This window comes from Hamadaea flava, assembly GCF_024172085.1.
Lineage (GTDB): Bacteria > Actinomycetota > Actinomycetes > Mycobacteriales > Micromonosporaceae > Hamadaea > Hamadaea flava.
The window spans coordinates 3,886,676-3,901,950 of sequence record NZ_JAMZDZ010000001.1 but is presented as its reverse complement, the minus strand read 5'-3'; the positions used below and the strand labels follow the sequence as shown (position 1 = coordinate 3,901,950).

Here is a 15,275-nt window from a genome sequence, read left to right as displayed (position 1 = left end):
CATGTACGTACACAACTGTCGGTAGCGCGCCCCGCCGACCCTGCGGTACGACTGATTTACGGGGCCTCTCGCGTTGGAGGGCAAGTGAAACGCACCGTTACCCACACAGGACTTACGGCGGCAGTGGCATTCGGAATGCTGCTTGCCGGATGCACACATGAAGACAAGACACCGACCACCACTCCGACCTCGGCCCCGCCGGCGTCAGCGTCAGCGAGCCCTTGGGCGCCGACGTCCGCGGCGGCCGAGACGCCGGATCAGGCCAAGCAACACGCGATCGACGCCTATCTGGCCTTCCAGAACGCGTTCGAGAAGGCCAGCGCCGCCGGTGACCCCAACTACCCAGACCTCGCAAAGTACGGCACCGGCGCCGCCTTGACCCTCTACACCAACGGCCTCAAGTCGGCCAAGAGTCAGGGCCTCCTCGGGCGAGGGCAGACCGTCTTCCACCCAAAGATCGCGTCATTGTCACCTCCGGCCGCGCCGACCAAGGCGTCTGTGCAGGACTGCATGGACACCAGCAGGACATCGCGCTACAAGGCCGACGGCAGCCCCTACAAGGACACGCCCGGCGGTCTGCGCCTGACACTCGCCGACGTCGAGCGCATCAACGGGAACTGGATGGTGACATCCGTAGCCATCAGGGAGGTGGGGTCATGCACTCTCTAGCGCCGCGCCTACTCGCGATCGTCACCACAGCGTTGACGATGGCAATCGCAGTCGCGGCACCAGCACGAGCAGACCAATGGGGCGATCTTGACTGCCAGGCGACCCCCAATGACGCACGATGCACGGTCACGGTCACCTACACCGGCGGCGGGAACGGCGGCGGGGGAGGCGGCGGGAATGTCGTGTGCAAGGTCGGCGACAACGTCGTCGACTGCCACAACGCCTACGGCTGGCTCGGCAAGGACGGCTGCTACTACGGCAAGGATGACGGCAACTTCCTACCAGCCAACCAGTGGATCAAGACCTGCCTCGATCCTGCCACCGGCGACCCTATCCCTGGACTAACCATCGTCACGCTGTTCCAGCCGCCAGCCGCGCTTGGCGTGATCACGCAGCGAGCCGTGGACAACCTGACCATGCCTCGGCCGGTCATCGCGGCCAACCCCTCATTGACCACAACACAGTTCGTCCACGTGCCCGTGTGGTGGTGGGTGCAGCCCGGCTGGTGGCAGACCCAGACTGCACGCGCCTCGGCCGGTGGTCTCACCATTGAGGCCAAGGCTGTACCACGAAAGATCACCTGGTACGCGGGCGATGGCACCAGCACGGTGTGCACGGGACCGGGTACGCCGTGGACCGTCTCGGCCAACCCGCTGGCAGCGTCGCCGACGTGCGGGCATACATACAGCAAGACATCCGCGAGCAGCCCCGGCGGCAAGTTCACTCTCCGGGCCGTGGCCACCTGGGACGTGTCGTGGAGCGGCGGCGGCCTGTCGGGGACTGAACCCGCCATCACCACCACCACGACGGTCAGCATCACCGTCACCGAACAACGAGCCGTGGTAGTCCTCTAACCGGAACCACGTTCGACCGCAGACAGGCCCCTGAGCCGAGATCCCCCGTTCTCGGTTCAGGGGCCTTTATTTATCCGCCAATAACCAATTTACAGAAAGCCCGCAGAGCACGCGCTCTGCGGGCTTTCTCATTGCTCGGACTTGGAGCAGTTTTGTCGAGCTTCACGAGAAGCGCTTACCTCGTCATTGAAAGGGGGTTCCCCATGGCTGATTCGCGATTCAGCGCACCGCTGTGCGCTGCGAAAACAGGGGGAATAGCGTGGTTGACGCCACTGCCCACGAATCCAATGGAATGTACGATGAACAGGCAGCGGAACGATCGCCAATCAATGCAATTGACGACCGGGACGGCAGCAATTCAGCCAACGGCGGCATCTCGTTCCGCCTCGAAATAGTCGCTATTTCGGGACGTGAAGGAGAGAAGCTACAGGCGATACAAGCTCGCGCCATTCGCGACGCCCTGCTGTGGGCCATCGAGCAGCAGGCCCGCGACGACAACCCTGGGGAGGGAAAATGACAGCAGTCGCAGATGAAGCCGATGACATGGACGTCGGCATCCTTGACTGGCTCATGCAGATGGCCGACCAACACCGGCCGAACGACGACGTCCCCACGATCGTGCCAGTCGCCTTCCTTGCCCGTACTTCGACCGAGGACAGGCAAGATCCCACGCTCGCGATCCCGCGTCAGCTGGACAGCGTGAACGTCAAGCTGCCGCCCGGCTTCGTGATCGTGGCTCACTTCTACGACATCGAATCTGGCCGGACGCTCCTGGACCTGCGCGGTCAGAGCGACGCCTACCAAGCCTTCGACATCCCGGTGCCGCGCGACGGCAGCATCGCTGACCTTCTCGCGGAGGCCCAGCGGCCTGACCGGCGGTTCGTCGCGGTCGTCTGCGAGTCCATTGAGCGGATCGCTCGCACGACCTACTACGGCACGAAGATCGAGCACGAACTCGAACAGGCCGGCGTCGCCCTCCTTGCTGCGGACGAAGGCATCGACCGCGATGCGGTTCGCCCGAGCGGAACTGGTGGCCCGAAGAACGCCACCTCTGTTCTGACCCGGCGGGTCAAGCAGGCCATTGCCGAGTGGTACGTCCTGCAAATGTTGGAACTCTCGTGGAAAGGGTTCATGCAGCACACGGCACAGGGCTGGAACATCGGCAAGCCGCCGTACGGATATATCGGGGAACGTCATCCGCACCCGGTCAAGGCTAAACGCGAGGAGGGCATCACGAAGCACCGGCTGGTGAGAGACCCCGCTTGCGGGCCTGTGGTGACGCAGATCTTCGCGTGGCGAGCGCTGGAGCGGCTGTCGTACCAGCACATCGCCGACCGGCTGAACACCGACCTCGACAGGTACCCGCCACCCGTACCGGTCAAGCGGGAGTCCTACAACACCGCCATCGGTGCATGGACCTCGACCGCCGTACGAGACATCCTCAACAACCCCAAGTACACCGGGTACATGGTCTGGAACCGGCGTAAGCGCTCGCGGCCGGACCGAGGCGTGAAGGGCCGTGTCAACCCGCCCAGCGAATGGGTATGGTCGCCGAGCGTCACCCATGAGCCCCTGACGACCCGCGCCTACTTCGATGCGGGCAGTCCAGTCGGGCGGTACCGGCAAGGGTCGCGGTCGAAGGCCAGCAACAACGCCCACCCCAAGACCAAGCGCAGCTATCGGTACAGGTCCTACATCAAGTGCGACATCTGTTCGCGACGCATGTTCGGAAAGACGCGTCAGAGGAAGACTCGCGCCGACGACACGTACTACGCCTGCGTCACCAAGCGCGAGCATCACAAGAACGAAATGTGGTACGAGATCCATCCACCTGCTCTCACGGTGAACGAAGACGTCGTTGACACCTTCGTCGCACGGTTCTTCAACGAGCGGGTGTTCGGTGCCCACCGGCTGGACTACCTGGAGGGACCAGCAGACGAGCCCATCCGGTCCGGGACGGAGGCCATGGCCGCCACATACGCCCGACAGATCAGCGACCTCGACGCAGCCAACAAAAATCTGATCTTGTCACTCCAGCAGATGACGAGTTCAGGCGACCCCGAGATCGACGCGCAATGGCGCACCGGCATTCAGCAGCAGTTCGCCGACAACGCCAAACGGAAGCAGGTACTGGCCGCGGAACTCCAGGAGCTGGCCAAGGCCGCACAGCCCAAGGGGGCAGGAACACGCGAACTTGTGGACCAACTACCACACGTTGACCTGAACGTGCTCGACCTGCCCGATGAGAAGCAAAGGCAGCTGTTCGACGCCTTCCAGCTGGAGATCCGGTACGACCGCCACCTCCAGCGAATCACCCTGCGCGTCGCCGTACGCGCCGAGATGGTCGACGTCATCAGCCGGGCTGCTGCCGAAGCCACGGCCAAGGCCCCTACCGTTCCGAGGCAGCGGCAGCCGGAACGCGCAGCGGCAGGGGCGGACGCGTTGGCGTCCGCCCCTGCCGGTCAAATCCGTTCCCATGTTCTACGTGCCCCCGGCAGGATTCGAACCTGCGCCCCCGCCTCCGGAGGGCGGTGCTCTATCCCCTGAGCTACGGGGGCTCAGTGACCGACAAAGAGTACCAGGCGTCCTCGGCGACACCGAAATCGGGACCTGGGTCGGTCATCTGGCCCATGCGTGTCGCGAACGGCTATCGATGCCGCGACTTTTCGTCCGATCCGGGAGGGCCGGTGGCTGGGTGACCATGTGTCGTTCACTCTGCCCCTCGTTCTCACGGAGGAATATATGCGCCAGCGCCTTGCGCGGGTCGCTCTCGCGGCGGTGACGGCCGCTATCGCCGGTCTGGCGTTCGCCTCGCCTGCTCACGCGGCCACTGCGACCGTCCCGATCAACCCTGGCAACGTCGGAGCCAATGGGGTCACCGCAGCGGATTTCCAGTCGCATGACTGCGATGACATCTTCGACTTCTTCTTCGACGTGACCGGCCCCGAGGACCCCCGGTTCAACAAGGTGACCAAGGGCATCATCGACGTGCCCGGTTCCCCGATCGACGGCTGGCATTTCGTGCTGCCGGATTCGGCTGGGGACGCCTTCGTCTCGCTGAGCCTGACCTTCGCGACGCCGGACGGCCCGGTCACCGCGGCGATCCCGGGCGGTGGCGAGGATGACGACCCGTACTGGGGTGTGCTGGGCGCGGCCGGCGGCAAGAGCAACAAGCACGCGTACCTGCTGACGTTCTCCGGGTGGACCCTCAAGGGCGGCACGGCGGTGATCCAGCGGGCCGACGGCAAGACCTACGCCCAGGACATGTTCAACCTGAGCCACGTCTGCGCCGGTACGCCGACGACGGGTACGCCGACGCCGGGGAGCTCCGAGTCGCCGAAGCCGGGCGAGTCCGGTACGCCGACCCCGGGAACGTCGGAGTCGACCCAGCCCGGAGGAGGCGAACAGACCCCGTCGCCGTCCACCTCGTCGACCGGTGGGCTGCCGGTGACCGGTGTCGCGTGGGGTGCGACGGTGCTGACGGCGGTCGGCCTGATCGCGGCCGGCATCGCCCTGGTGGCCGTACGCCGTCGCCGGGAGTTGACCGACGAGGCGAGCTGAGAGCGGCAGCTCCATGATCAGGGTCACTTTCGCGTCGCATAGCTACATGGAATTGACCCTGATCACGAAGGCGCCGAGTAAGTCCAGAGAACGAAAGAGGGGTGTCCCGGTGGGACACCCCTCTTTCGCGTTGTGAACCGACTAGGAGCCGATCTTCTTCTGCAGGTTCTGGATGACCGTCAGCTCGTTCTGCTGACCCGCCTTCATGTTCTCGGCGAGCGCGACGACCTCAGGGTTCTTCGACTGCGCGAGCAGGCCGTCGACCATGTGGATGCCGCCGAGGTGGTGGGTCAGGATCAGCTTCAGGAACAGGACGTCGACCTGCTTGCCCTTGGCGTCCCGGAGCTGCTGGATCTCGTCCTGCGACGCCATGCCCGGCATCAGGCCGTTCTTCAGCGAGGCCACGCCGTCCGGCATCCAGGCCATCGCGGGCTGGTCCGAGGTCGGGTTGAGCCCCCAGAAGGTGAGCCAGGTCTGCATCTGGCCGATCTGGTTCTCCTGGGTCAGCGCGATGTCGTAGCCGAGCTGGCGTACCTCGGGGTCGGTCGCCCGGGCGGCCGCGATCATGCTCATCTCGACCGCCTGGGCGTGGTGCGTCGACATGTCCCGGGCGAAGCCCGCCTCAGATGAGTCGTCCGCCGGGGTCTGCTTCGTCGCCGCGGTCGCCGACGGGGTCGTCGGCGTGACGACGCGGCCCACGGCGTACCCGCCCATGAGCGCGACGACGATGGCGAAGGCGATGCCCCCGGCGATCAACCACCTGCGAGCCGGCATCAGGAACCCAGGTCGTAGGGGGTCGTGCCGGTCCGGGTCACGCCACCGGAGCAGGACGCGCCCGACTCCATGGAGGCGTTCTTGCGCAGCGCGCGGACGAACGCGTCGATGCGCGAGTCGTCGGCGTTGTCGACCTTCAGCTGGTAGCCCCAGGCCTGGAGGGTGATCGGCGAGCCGAGGTTGTCGACCGGGCTCATGAGCATGTACTCCTTGCCGGTCACCCGCTCGGCGAGCTTCGCGACCTGCGCGGCGTCGAGCTTGCTGTCGTAGGTGATCCAGATGGCGCCGTGCTCGAGGCTGTGCGTGGCGTGCTCGGTCGCGATCGGGGCCTTGTAGACGTCACCCATGCAGTTCTGCCAGACCGGGTTGTGGTCACCGCCGACCGACGGGGTCACGGCGTAGGTCAGCTTGCCCTGCTTGTGGTTGTTCGTCAGCCAGGCCGGCTTCTGATCGCGGTAGTTCACGATGCCCTGGATGGCGGCGGCCCGCTGCGTCCACGGCGTCGAGGCCTCCTTCTTCTCCAGTTCGGCCTCGGACTTCTGCTTGGCCTCGGCGGCGGAGGTGGCCCGCATGTCCTTGATGATGAAGTACGCCCCGAAGCCGACGATCGCGACGGCCACCAGGATCACCGCGGTGAGCAGCCCGATCGGCCCCCACGAACGCTGCTGGGTGACCTTGACCGGGGTCACGGGACGGCGGCCCTTGCCGCCGGCGCCCGCCGGCCGCTGTCCGGGCTTCGCCGCGCCGCCGGGCTTGGAGCTGGTCGTCGTCTTCGTTCCGGTCGTCGACTTCGAGCCGGACGGCTTGTCGTCGTCGGCCGGGGGCTTGCCACCGGTCGCGGTCGACTTGCCGCTCTTGACGACGTTCACTTGCCGGTTCTCACCGGGGGTGCTGACGCTCATCACATGCCTCTAAGGGGTGGGATCGTGGCTGGCCAGGATCGGATCACAACAAGCTGACGGGGTGTGACCGCCCGTCAAGGCCCAGAGTCTAGCGCGGATACCATGGATCAGTGACTCCTGAGAAGCTCGCCGACGCAGTCTTGACCGCCGCTCACGCCGTCTTCACCGAGCGTGGCCTGGATCACTCGGTGCTGCCGAGCACGACTGCCGTCGAGCGACCGCGCAATCCGGAGCACGGAGACTACGCCTCCAACCTGGCGATGCAGGTCGCCAAGCGGGCCGGGGCCAACCCGCGGGAGCTCGCCGGGGGCATCGCCGCCGAGCTGGCGAAGACGAACGGAATCAAGACCGTCGAAATCGCCGGGCCGGGGTTTCTCAACATCCGGCTCGACGCCGGCGCGGCCGGCGCGCTCGCGCGGACGGTCGTGGAGGCGGGTGCGGCGTACGGCGACGGCACGGCGCTGGGCGGTGAGGCGCTGATCCTCGAATTCGTCTCGGCCAATCCGACCGGCCCGATCCACCTCGGCGCGGTGCGCTGGGCGGCGGTCGGCGACGCGCTGGCCCGGATGCTGAAGGCCGCCGGAGCGCGGGTCGCGACCGAGTACTACTTCAACGACGCCGGCTCGCAGATCGACCGGTTCGCCAAGTCGCTGCTGGCCAGCGCCCGTGGTGAGCAGGCGCCCGAGGACGGCTACGTCGGGGCGTACATCACCGAGATCGCGCAGACCGTGGTCGCCAAGCGCCCGGACGTCCTCGACGCCGAGGACCCGCAGGAGATCTTCCGGGTCGAGGGCGTACAGCTGATGTTCGAGCAGATCAAGGAGTCTCTCGCCCAGTTCGGCACGCACTTCGACGTCTACTTCAACGAGAAGGACCTGCACGACCGCGGCGAGCTCGACCACGCGCTGGAGCGGCTGCGGGCGCAGGGTCACACCTTCGAGGCCGACGGCGCGATGTGGCTGCGTACCACCGACTTCGGCGACGACAAGGACCGCGTCCTGCGCAAGTCCAACGGCGAATGGACCTACTTCGCCGCCGACTGCGCGTACTACCTCGACAAGCGCGAGCGGGGCGCGGAGCGTGTGGTGATCATGCTCGGTGCCGACCACCACGGCTACATCGGGCGGATGCGGGCCATGTCCGCGTGCTTCGGCGACGACCCCGACCGCAATCTGGAGATCCTCATCGGCCAGATGGTCAATCTGGTACGCGACGGGCAGCCGGTCCGGATGAGCAAGCGCGCCGGCACGGTGGTGACGCTGGAGGACCTCGTGGACGCCATCGGCGTCGACGCGAGCCGGTACGCCCTGGCGCGCTACTCGTCGGACTCGCCGATCGACATCGACATCGAGCTCTGGACCCGGGCGACGCGGGACAACCCCGTGTACTACGTCCAGTACGTCGCCGCCCGGACCGCGAGCGTGGGCCGGAACGCGGCCGAGCTCGGCCTGACCCGGGACACCGCGCCGTTCGACCCGGCGCTGCTGACCCATGAGAAGGAGCTGGAGCTGCTCAAGACGCTCGGCGACTTCCCGGCCGTCGTGCAGTCCGCCGCCGAACTGCGCGAACCCCACCGAGTGGCCCGCTACCTCGAGGAACTCGCCGGGGCGTACCACCGCTTCTACGACAACTGCCGGGTGTTGCCCCAGGCCGACGAGTCGATCAACGCCCTGCACGTCGCGCGGCTCTGGCTGAACGACGCGACGCGGCAGGTCATCGTCAACGGCCTGACCCTGCTCGGCGTCTCCGCCCCGGAACGGATGTAAGAGGAAATGCGCGCACACGAAGCCGGAGCCCTGCACGGGGACTTCGGTCAGCACCCCACGTGGCTGCGGCCCCCGGCCGATGTCAACAAGCTCATGACCGAGCTGTGGCCGCAGACGGCCACGAAGGACGACGGCGGCGTACTGCGGGTCGGCGGCAAGCCGGTGACCGAGCTGGCCGCCGAGCACGGCACCCCGGCGTACCTGCTGGACGAGGAGGACTTCCGGGCCCGCTGCCGGACCTTTCGCACCGCGTTCGCCGGGGCCGACGTCTACTACGCCGGTAAGGCGTTCCTCTCCAAGGCGATCGTGCGGATGGTCCACGAAGAGGGCCTGCACCTCGACGTCTGCTCCGGCGGCGAGCTGGCCACCGCCTTGGCGGCCGGGATGGATCCGGCCAAGATCGGGTTCCACGGGAACAACAAGTCGGTCGGCGAACTGGGCCGGGCGCTGGACGCCGGCGTCGGCCGGATCATCGTCGACTCGTTCGACGAGATCGAGCGGCTCTCGGCGCTGGCCGTCGAGCGCGGAGTGCGTCCGCAGGTCATGATCCGTGTGACGGTCGGTGTCGAGGCGCACACCCATGAGTTCATCGCCACCGCGCACGAGGACCAGAAGTTCGGCTTCTCGCTGTCGGGCGGCGAGGCGTTCCGCGCCGCCGGGACGATCCTTGGCGCGGGCGTACTGGAGCTGCGCGGGCTGCACTCGCACATCGGCTCGCAGATCTTCGACGCGTCCGGCTTCGAGGTCAGCGCGCGGCGCATCCTCTCGCTGCACAAGCGGATCGTCGACGAACTCGGGGTCACCCTGCCCGAACTCGACCTCGGCGGCGGCTTCGGCATCGCGTACACGAGCCAGGACGATCCGCAGCCCGCCGGCGACCTGGCCGACCGGATGAACAAGATCGTCGACGACGAGTGCGCCGCCCTCGGCCTGGACCGGCCGCACCTGAGCGTGGAGCCGGGCCGGGCGATCGTCGGGCCGGCCGTGTTCACGCTGTACGAGGTGGGCACGGTCAAGCCGATGGAGGGTCTGCGGACCTACGTCAGTGTGGACGGCGGGATGAGCGACAACATCCGGACCGCCCTCTACGACGCCTCCTACTCGGCCACCCTGGCGTCGCGTACGTCACACGCCGGGCCGATGCTTGCCCGCGTGGTGGGAAAACATTGTGAGTCCGGGGACGTGGTGGTGAAGGATGAATTCCTGCCCGCTGACATCCGGCCCGGAGATCTTCTCGCCGTGCCGGGCACCGGCGCCTATTGCCGGAGCATGGCGAGCAACTACAACCACGTGCCGCGACCGCCGGTGGTGGCCGTCCGGGACGGGCAGTCGCGGGTGATCGTGCGCCGGGAGACCGAGGACGACCTGCTCGCGCTGGACGTCGGCTGACACCGTTGGCAGCGATCGCTCGATCCGGCGACCGAAAGGAGCCGGGAGGACGGCCGCTGTCAACCCAAGTTTTATCGACAAGGGGTCTGTCGTGAAGGAGCCTGTCAAGGTAGCCCTCCTGGGGTGCGGCAACGTCGGCGCGGAAGTGGTGCGCCTGCTCCACGAGCAGGCCGACGACCTCACCGCGCGGATCGGCGCGCCGATCGAAATCGTGGGCGTGGCGGTCCGCCGTCTCGGCCGGGATCGCGGCGGGCTCCCCGTCGACTCCTCGATCTTCACGACAGACGCCCTCGGCCTGGTCAAGCGCGATGATGTCGACGTCGTCGTCGAGGTGGTGGGCGGCATCGAGCCGGCCCGGACCTGGCTCGTCGAGGCGCTGAGCGCCGGCAAGAGCGTGGTCACCGCCAACAAGGCGCTGCTCGCGGAGGACGGCGGCACGCTGCACGACGCCGCCGCCCGCGGCAGCGCCGACCTCTACTACGAGGCCGCGGTCGCCGGGGCCATCCCGCTGCTCCGCCCGCTGCGCGAGTCGCTGCACGGCGACCGCATCACGCGGGTCACGGGCATCGTCAACGGCACCACCAACTTCATCCTGTCCAGCATGGACGCCACGGGGGCCGGCTTCGGCGAGGCGCTGGAGGAGGCCACCACCCTCGGGTACGCCGAAGCGGATCCGACGGCCGACGTGGAGGGCTTCGACGCGGCCGCCAAGGCGGCGATCCTCGCCTCGCTGGCCTTCCACACCCGGGTCGGCGCCGCGGACGTCTATCGCGAGGGCATCACCGAGGTGAGCGCGGCCGACGTGGCGAGCGCCAAGGCGATGGGCTGCACCATCAAGCTGCTGTGCATCGCGACCCGGACCGGCGACGGCGGGGTGAGCGTACGGGTGCATCCGGCGATGATCCCGAGGACGCATCCGCTGGCCGGGGTCGGCGACGCGTTCAACGCCGTCTTCGTCGAGGCGGAGGCGGCCGGTCAGCTCATGTTCTACGGCCGGGGCGCCGGTGGCGCGCCGACCGCCAGCGCGGTCCTCGGCGACCTCGTGGCCGTCGCGCGCAACCGGCTCGCGAAGACCCGGGCGGCCAGCGAATCGGCGTACGCCGACCTGCCGGTGCGCTCGATGGGCGAGGTGCGTACCCGCTACCACATCTCCCTCGACGTGGCCGACCGCGCAGGCGTGCTCGCCGCCGTCGCCGGGGTGTTCGCCAAGCACGACGTCTCCATCGCCACGGTCAACCAGAGCGGCCGGGGCAACGACGCGATCCTCGTCATCGTCACCCACTCCGCGCCGGACGCGGCGCTGGCCGCGACGGTCGAGGAACTGCGGTCGCTGGACATCGTCCGGTCGATCGCGAGCGTCCTGAGAGTCGAGGGCGAATAGACGCTCGGTAACGACTCATCCCCCGCTCGGCCGGTTATCCACAGGCTTGGTGAATGAGGTTTGCGGATCTTCATCGGGCCTGCCTAGGGTTCTCGACGTTGGTTCGACCGAGGGGAGGGGTTGGGGCGATGTTCCAGAACATCGACGCAGCCGAGGAGTGGCTCGAGAGCTGGTCCGCGGGAGTGAGCGAACAGGCGGCGAGAGCGGCGCAGCTTTCGTCGCGGGTCGCTTCGCTGACCGGCAAGGCGGAGAGCAACGACGGCTCGATCCGCGTGACCGTAGGCGCATCGGGCCAGGTGGAGAAGCTCGAACTCGACGATCGGGTCCAGCGGTTGCGCGGCGCCGACCTGGCCGCCGAGATCCTGGGCGTGATGCGCAAGGCGCAGGCGAAGCTGTCGCAGCAGGTCGCCGAGGAGGTCCAGGCCACCGTGGGCGCGGACACCGAGACCGGCCGCGCGGTCATCCACTCGTTCGACACAAGGTTCCCGCAGCCGGCCGAGGACGGCCAGGACGGCGGTGGCCGCCATGGCCGGTGACGGACAGGTCGTGCAGTTCCCGATCGCCGTCGTCCAACAGCACGCCGGCACGGTGCAGAACATCGCCTCGGCCATGGAGACGGCGAAGGGCGCCATTCAAGAGGTCACCATGAGCACCGAGGCTTATGGGCAGCTCTGCCAGTTCCTGCCGGCCATCCTGAGCCCGATCTTCATGATCGCCAACTCGGCGCTGGCCGAGTCGGTCTCCTCGCTGGAGGAGACGGCGGAGAAGCTGCGTACCGCTGCGACCAGCACGCAGACCACCGATCTGGCCCGGGAGCAGGCGACGACCGCGATCACCGCGCGTCATCCCGGAATCGAGCTGGCCCTGTGACGGGAAATCCGCTCGTAGCTCAGACTCAATCGTCTACCACCTGGTACACCGGCCTCGGCTTGATCGAGGACGCCGCACAGATCTCCAACGGCATCAAGAACGACAGCTGGGTCGACGGCACGCTCGGCACCGTCGGCGGCGCGCTCGACGTCCTCGGCATGGTCATCGACCCGCTGGGGTCGCTGGTCGCGTGGGGCGTGTCCTGGTTGATGGAGCACGTCAAGCCGCTCAAGGAGGCGCTCGACTGGCTCGCCGGCAACCCCGACGAGATCTCCGCCCACGCCCAGACCTGGGAGAACGTCGCCAAGTACACCCTCGACGCGCAGAAGTACTACGCCGACGCGCTGCGGATCGAGACGGCCGAGTGGCTGGGGGACTCCGGGGACGCGTACCGGGGTCACGCGAGCGGCCACCTGAACGTCATGGAGGGCATCAGCAAGGCCGCCCACGGCATTCACTACGCGGTGATGGGCGCGGGCCTGATCGTCGGCCTGGTCCGGGGCATCGTCCGGGACCTGATCGCGCAGTTCATCGGGACGCTCGCCGCCCGGCTGCCGCAGTGGCTGGCTGAGGCGGGCCTGACGCTGGGTCTGGCCACACCGGTCGTCATCGGCCAGGTGGTCAGCCTGGTGACGACCTGGGTGAACAAGATTCAGAAGTTTGTCCGGGCCCTGCTGTCGAGCCTCAAGAAGCTCACCCCGATGGTCAAGAAGCTCGGCGAGATCCTGGAACAGCTCAAGGAGTTGTTGAAGAAGCTCGGCCGCAGCAACCCGCTGACCCGCAACGCCGACGGCCCGCCGCCGCTGAAGCCCGGCGAGATACCAGGGCCGCGAACCGGCCCGGCGAACGGTCCGCTCTACCCGCGCAACCTGCTCGGCAAGTACGCGAACGAGACCGACGCCGCCGAGGCCTCGCGGCTCTTCGGGATTCCGAGCAACGGCGTGCGGTACTTCGACGAGGCGGGGCGTGAGCAGTTCCGGCTCGTCGTCGACAGCGAAGGCAAACTGCGCCGGGCCAGCGACGGCAGCCTGTTCGACTCGACCTCCGGCGGATCGGCCCACAACGGTGCGGGCCGGGCGGTCTTCGTCATGGACGAGAACGGCAACCTCTTCGCGAGTAACTACCACGGAGTCGGTGACTTCCACCACTCCAGCTTCCTGGGCGGCCAGCCCGTGGCGAGCGCCGGTGAGCTGACCGTGAAGAATGGTGTGGTCACCGGCATGAACAACAGCAGCGGGCACTACCAGCCGACCGTCGCCCACCATGCCCAGGCCCGCGACGAGTTGCTCGCCCAGGGCCTCAAACCTGAAAACCTGAAGGAAGACCTGTGGCGGTGAGCTCGATGACCGATGAGGTCTGGCGTGGAACGCTGAACCAGATCCTCTACCTGACGAACTACTACCCGGACCTGTCCGACGAGGACGCGGCCGAGATCGTCGGGCGGATGATCGAATACGACTTCTTCCGCAGCGGCCCGGCCGTCTACCGCGAGGCGATCGGCCAGGCCCTCGGATCGTCTGTGCTGCTGGGCGAGGACGCCGTCGACACCCGGCACGACGAGTCGCGCGTACGGGAGTTCCTCGGCAAGATCGCGGGCCAGCTCGACGCCCGGGAGCCGTGGCCCGCGCCGCGCTTCCGGATGCTCGACGTCAAGCAGTGGGAGACCTTCGGCCAGGCGCGAGCGATCGCCAGGATCGACTGGTCGACGGTCCGGCTGGGCGACTTCCTCCGGGCGCTGTTCGACACCGTGAAGACGGGCGACGTGGCTCTGCCGGTGCTGGTCTTCCAGATCGGTACCGGTCAGACGCTGGCCTTCCTCGGGTCGGCCGACCCGAAGGTCCACTCCGTTACCCTCTACCAGCGTGATCCCGGCGATCCGGCCCGGACCGTCGCGGACTTCTGCGAGCAGACCGGGTTCGATCCGGCCGAGATCACTTCGCTCGGGGCGTGACCAGCACCTTCCGGGAAGGGCGCGGGCTCTTCCCGGAGGGTGGAACCGACTGGTGATCCGAGCGTTGAGCAGGCAGGCTAGCCTGTGACTCTGTGTGAGGAGACCAGCATGTGGCGTGGATTGATCGATCGCTATCGGGACCGGCTGCCTGTCTCGGCGGCCACGCCCGTGATCACTCTGCATGAGGGGAACACGCCGCTGGTCCCCGCGCCGGTGTTGTCCGGCCGCACCGGATGCGACGTCTACCTGAAGGTCGAGGGCGCGAACCCGACCGGCTCGTTCAAGGACCGCGGCATGACCGTCGCCGTCTCCAAGGCCGTCGAGCAGGGCGCGAAGGCCATCATCTGCGCCTCCACCGGCAACACCAGCGCCAGCGCGGCGGCGTACGCGGCTCGGGCGGGCATCACGTGTGCCGTCCTGGTGCCGCAGGGCAAGATCGCCCTGGGCAAGCTCGCCCAGGCGCTCGTGCACGGCGCCAAGCTGCTGCAGGTGACCGGAAACTTCGACGACTGCCTGGCGCTGGCCAGCAAGCTCGCCGTCGACTACCCGGTCGCGCTGGTGAACTCGGTGAACATCGACCGCCTGCACGGCCAGAAGACGGCCGCCTTCGAGATCGTCGAGGCGCTCGGCGATGCCCCCGACATCCACTGCCTGCCGGTCGGCAACGCCGGCAACATCAGCGCGTACTGGATGGGGTATTCGGAGGACTTCGCGGCCGGCAACACGACCCGCCGTCCGAAGATGTTCGGCTTCCAGGCCGCCGGCGCGGCCCCGCTCGTCACCGGCAACGTCGTCGAGCACCCGTCGACGATCGCGACGGCGATCCGGATCGGCAATCCCGCCTCGTGGACCAAGGCCGTCGAGGCGCGAGACGAGTCCGGTGGACTGATCTCGAGCGTCACCGACCGGGAGATCCTTTCGGCGTACCGCCTGCTGGCGCGTGAGGTGGGCGTGTTCGTCGAGCTGGGCAGCGCCGCGAGCGTCGCGGGCCTGATGCAGTCGGCGGACAAGGGGCTGCTGCCCGCGGGCTCGACCATCGTGTGCACCGTGACCGGCCACGGTCTGAAGGACCCGGAGTGGGCGATCTCCACCGCGCCCGCGCCGACCACGATCGCGCTGGACGGGCTCACGGCGGCCAAGGCCCTGGATCTTGCCTGA

Annotated in this window: 16 protein-coding genes, 1 tRNA gene and 1 pseudogene; 12 read left to right on the top strand and 6 right to left on the bottom strand. The window is 67.7% G+C overall.

Features of this window, described 5'->3' with window-relative positions; all coding sequences use genetic code 11:
• Positions 1 to 84: 84 nt before the first annotated feature.
• Positions 85 to 669 carry a hypothetical protein gene (locus HDA40_RS18285; protein ID WP_253757459.1) on the top strand — a complete coding sequence of 195 codons (585 nt, stop codon included), beginning with the start codon at positions 85 to 87 and terminating at the stop codon, positions 667 to 669.
• Positions 657 to 1,523, top strand: a complete 867-nt coding sequence (locus HDA40_RS18280) for a hypothetical protein (protein ID WP_253757457.1) — start codon at positions 657 to 659, stop codon at positions 1,521 to 1,523. The genes HDA40_RS18285 and HDA40_RS18280 overlap by 13 nt, the downstream gene beginning before the upstream one ends.
• 219 nt (positions 1,524 to 1,742) lie before the next feature.
• Here HDA40_RS18280 and HDA40_RS18275 read toward each other — a convergent pair whose 3' ends face one another.
• Positions 1,743 to 2,726: a hypothetical protein gene (locus HDA40_RS18275; protein ID WP_253757455.1), complete on the bottom strand. Its 984-nt coding sequence runs from the start codon at positions 2,724 to 2,726 to the stop codon at positions 1,743 to 1,745.
• On the opposite strand from HDA40_RS18275, the pseudogene HDA40_RS18270 reads away from it, so the two are divergent.
• Positions 2,628 to 3,110, top strand: a pseudogene (locus tag HDA40_RS18270) (recombinase family protein); the annotation flags it as partial. The gene HDA40_RS18275 and the pseudogene HDA40_RS18270 sit on opposite strands and share 99 nt — an antisense overlap.
• A 462-nt stretch (positions 3,111 to 3,572) precedes the next feature.
• On the opposite strand, the gene HDA40_RS18265 reads toward HDA40_RS18270, so the two are convergent.
• From HDA40_RS18265 to HDA40_RS18255, 3 genes are all read right to left on the bottom strand, one after another.
• Positions 3,573 to 3,728 (bottom strand): hypothetical protein, encoded by a 156-nt coding sequence (locus tag HDA40_RS18265; RefSeq protein WP_253757453.1) that lies wholly within the window; start codon positions 3,726 to 3,728, stop codon positions 3,573 to 3,575.
• Positions 3,729 to 4,001, bottom strand: coding sequence for a hypothetical protein (locus HDA40_RS18260; protein ID WP_253757451.1), 273 nt, complete (start codon positions 3,999 to 4,001; stop codon positions 3,729 to 3,731).
• A gap of 8 nt (positions 4,002 to 4,009) precedes the next feature.
• Positions 4,010 to 4,081, bottom strand: a tRNA-Arg gene (locus HDA40_RS18255).
• A gap of 184 nt (positions 4,082 to 4,265) precedes the next feature.
• Here HDA40_RS18255 and HDA40_RS18250 point away from each other — a divergent pair.
• On the top strand, positions 4,266 to 5,084 hold the full coding sequence (locus HDA40_RS18250) for a hypothetical protein (protein ID WP_253757448.1): 819 nt from the start codon (positions 4,266 to 4,268) through the stop codon (positions 5,082 to 5,084).
• Between the two features lie 141 nt (positions 5,085 to 5,225).
• Here the strand turns inward: HDA40_RS18250 and HDA40_RS18245 are convergent, their stop codons facing one another.
• Positions 5,226 to 5,858: a DUF305 domain-containing protein gene (locus tag HDA40_RS18245; RefSeq protein WP_253757446.1), complete on the bottom strand. Its 633-nt coding sequence runs from the start codon at positions 5,856 to 5,858 to the stop codon at positions 5,226 to 5,228.
• Positions 5,858 to 6,760 carry a thioredoxin-like domain-containing protein gene (locus tag HDA40_RS18240; RefSeq protein ID WP_253757444.1) on the bottom strand — a complete coding sequence of 301 codons (903 nt, stop codon included), beginning with the start codon at positions 6,758 to 6,760 and terminating at the stop codon, positions 5,858 to 5,860. Before HDA40_RS18240 ends, HDA40_RS18245 begins: the two co-directional genes overlap by 1 nt.
• A 110-nt stretch (positions 6,761 to 6,870) precedes the next feature.
• On the opposite strand from HDA40_RS18240, the gene argS reads away from it, so the two are divergent.
• From argS to thrC, 8 genes are all read left to right on the top strand, one after another.
• Entirely contained in the window at positions 6,871 to 8,526 is a 1,656-nt protein-coding gene (gene argS, locus HDA40_RS18235; protein WP_253757442.1) for an arginine--tRNA ligase, read from the top strand.
• Positions 8,527 to 8,532: 6 nt separating this feature from the next.
• Positions 8,533 to 9,915: a diaminopimelate decarboxylase gene (lysA, locus tag HDA40_RS18230; protein ID WP_253757440.1), complete on the top strand. Its 1,383-nt coding sequence runs from the start codon at positions 8,533 to 8,535 to the stop codon at positions 9,913 to 9,915.
• 91 nt (positions 9,916 to 10,006) lie between these two features.
• Positions 10,007 to 11,296 (top strand): homoserine dehydrogenase, encoded by a 1,290-nt coding sequence (locus tag HDA40_RS18225; RefSeq protein WP_253757438.1) that lies wholly within the window; start codon positions 10,007 to 10,009, stop codon positions 11,294 to 11,296.
• 128 nt (positions 11,297 to 11,424) lie between these two features.
• Entirely contained in the window at positions 11,425 to 11,832 is a 408-nt protein-coding gene (locus tag HDA40_RS18220) for a YbaB/EbfC family nucleoid-associated protein (RefSeq protein WP_253757436.1), read from the top strand.
• On the top strand, positions 11,822 to 12,166 hold the full coding sequence (locus HDA40_RS18215; protein WP_253757434.1) for a type VII secretion target: 345 nt from the start codon (positions 11,822 to 11,824) through the stop codon (positions 12,164 to 12,166). Before HDA40_RS18220 ends, HDA40_RS18215 begins: the two co-directional genes overlap by 11 nt.
• A 59-nt stretch (positions 12,167 to 12,225) precedes the next feature.
• A complete protein-coding gene (locus HDA40_RS18210; RefSeq protein ID WP_253757432.1) occupies positions 12,226 to 13,503 on the top strand; it encodes an IQM protein middle domain-containing protein in 1,278 nt (425 codons plus the stop codon).
• 5 nt (positions 13,504 to 13,508) lie between these two features.
• Positions 13,509 to 14,117 (top strand): hypothetical protein, encoded by a 609-nt coding sequence (locus HDA40_RS18205; RefSeq protein ID WP_253757430.1) that lies wholly within the window; start codon positions 13,509 to 13,511, stop codon positions 14,115 to 14,117.
• A gap of 108 nt (positions 14,118 to 14,225) precedes the next feature.
• A complete protein-coding gene (gene thrC, locus HDA40_RS18200) occupies positions 14,226 to 15,275 on the top strand; it encodes a threonine synthase (RefSeq protein WP_253757428.1) in 1,050 nt (349 codons plus the stop codon).

Bases quoted from the DNA above. Each gene is read 5' to 3' on its own strand.
- HDA40_RS18280 (WP_253757457.1), top strand. From the start codon at position 657: ATGCACTCTCTAGCGCCGCGCCTACTCGCGATCGTCACCACAGCGTTG.
- HDA40_RS18260 (WP_253757451.1), bottom strand. From the start codon at position 4,001: ATGGGAACGGATTTGACCGGCAGGGGCGGACGCCAACGCGTCCGCCCC.
- HDA40_RS18250 (WP_253757448.1), top strand. From the start codon at position 4,266: ATGCGCCAGCGCCTTGCGCGGGTCGCTCTCGCGGCGGTGACGGCCGCT.
- HDA40_RS18245 (WP_253757446.1), bottom strand. From the start codon at position 5,858: ATGCCGGCTCGCAGGTGGTTGATCGCCGGGGGCATCGCCTTCGCCATC.
- HDA40_RS18240 (WP_253757444.1), bottom strand. From the start codon at position 6,760: ATGAGCGTCAGCACCCCCGGTGAGAACCGGCAAGTGAACGTCGTCAAG.
- lysA (WP_253757440.1), top strand. From the start codon at position 8,533: ATGCGCGCACACGAAGCCGGAGCCCTGCACGGGGACTTCGGTCAGCAC.
- HDA40_RS18220 (WP_253757436.1), top strand. From the start codon at position 11,425: ATGTTCCAGAACATCGACGCAGCCGAGGAGTGGCTCGAGAGCTGGTCC.
- HDA40_RS18215 (WP_253757434.1), top strand. From the start codon at position 11,822: ATGGCCGGTGACGGACAGGTCGTGCAGTTCCCGATCGCCGTCGTCCAA.
- HDA40_RS18205 (WP_253757430.1), top strand. From the start codon at position 13,509: ATGACCGATGAGGTCTGGCGTGGAACGCTGAACCAGATCCTCTACCTG.
- thrC (WP_253757428.1), top strand. From the start codon at position 14,226: ATGTGGCGTGGATTGATCGATCGCTATCGGGACCGGCTGCCTGTCTCG.